A 1,513-nucleotide genomic window follows, 5' to 3' on the forward strand; every position below is an offset into this window, starting at 1 on the left:
CTGGCCGACGCCGCAGCAGCCCTGGGCGACGTCACCCGCGTCGTGCTCGCCGCCGGGGTGTCCCCGGTCCAGGCAACCACCGACCGGGTGATGCACGTCGACCTTCTCGGCACCGCCTACGTCCTCGAAGAATTCGGCCGGGTCATCGCCGCCGGCGGCTCCGGCATCGTCATCTCCAGCATGGCCGGCCACATGGGCGACGGCTATCCCCGCGAGATTGAACACGCACTGGCATATACACCGACGGCAGAACTTCTGGAGCTGCCGTTCCTCGCCGCCGAGAAAGTGGGCGACTCCGGCGCCGCCTACACCCTCGCCAAGCGCGGCAACGCCCTGCGCGTCCAGGCAGCAGCCACCACCTGGGGTGAGCGCGGGGCACGCATCAACTCCCTGAGCCCCGGCATCAKCTCCACCCCGCTCGCCCAGGATGAGATGTCCGGACCGTTCGCCGAAGGCTACCGCACCATGATCCGGACCTCGGCCGCCGGGCGCATGGGCACCCCCGCCGAAGTGGCTACCACCGCGGCGTTCCTCCTCGGACCCGAAAGTGCCTTCATCACCGGCTCCGACCTCCTCATGGATGGCGGGGTCATCGCAGCCATGCGGGCCGGGCAGCTCTAGGATCTGACTCCGAGGCCAACACTCCAGCTGTCGACAGCTGGGGTCAATTCGGATTATCCACGGCTGGAATCGGGAGCCATTGGGGCAGCTCCCTAACAGCCGCAGCGGTGGATAACCCATGAGGACTGTCCCCGGTTGTGGGCAGCGGGACCGTGCTGAAACCCCAGATCTCCCTACGTGGTCCGTGGGCCTGCGAGCTCCCGTTCTGCCCTGTACCAGCTGCCGTGGATAGGTTCAGAACCGTGTTTGGGGCTAACCGCGATCAGCTGCCCGGGCGTTCCGAGCTTGCACTTCCTGCAGAATACGCTCGGCCAGGTTCAGCCAGCCAGTGACCGGCATGCGCCGTACCCCTGTCTTCAGTTAGGTGCGCTGGAGTCCGACGGCGCGGGTGATGAGGGCGTCGAACTGGCGGTCGCTGAGCAGGCCCCGGGCGGTGATCAGTGGCTTGGCACCGTATCCGACGGCGTAGCGGGTCTTGGGAGTTGCGGCGGTCACAGCCTTTCCGATTGCGTCGGCGATGACCGACGGCGGTGAGTTGCGGTTCCCGTTGGTCTCTGAGCGCAGCGACTTCGCGACGRCCTCCGCGTGTGGGGCGTAGGGGCCGTTACCGGAGGTGGCCTCCAGGTTGTCGGCGGCGATGCCGCCCCACTCGGTCGCAATGCCGCCGGGCTCTATGACGACGACGTTGATGCCGAAGGGCTTGACCTCCAGGCGGAGGCAGTCACTGAGTGCCTCGAGCGCGAACTTCGTGCCGTGGTACCAGCCGCCCAGCGGTGTGTAGATCTTTCCGCCCATCGAGGTGATGTTCACGATCGAGCCCGAACGCTGCGTGCGCATGTGCGGCAGCACCAGCTGCGCCAGCCGCATTGCTCCGAAGACGTTGACCTCGAAC

The 1,513-nt window shown here is 67.0% G+C and carries 2 protein-coding genes; one reads left to right on the forward strand and one right to left on the reverse strand.

Annotated elements, in window-relative coordinates; all coding sequences use genetic code 11:
- Positions 1 to 621, forward strand: a 621-nt coding sequence (locus tag AC1DEY_RS23365) for an SDR family oxidoreductase (protein ID WP_476870079.1), incomplete at its 5' end; no start/stop codon positions are given.
- Between the two features lie 360 nt (positions 622 to 981).
- On the opposite strand, the gene AC1DEY_RS23370 is transcribed toward AC1DEY_RS23365, so the two are convergent.
- On the reverse strand, positions 982 to 1,513 hold a 532-nt coding region (locus AC1DEY_RS23370), incomplete at its 5' end, for an SDR family NAD(P)-dependent oxidoreductase (RefSeq protein ID WP_476870080.1).

Source organism: Arthrobacter sp. 05T47 (assembly GCF_056395825.1).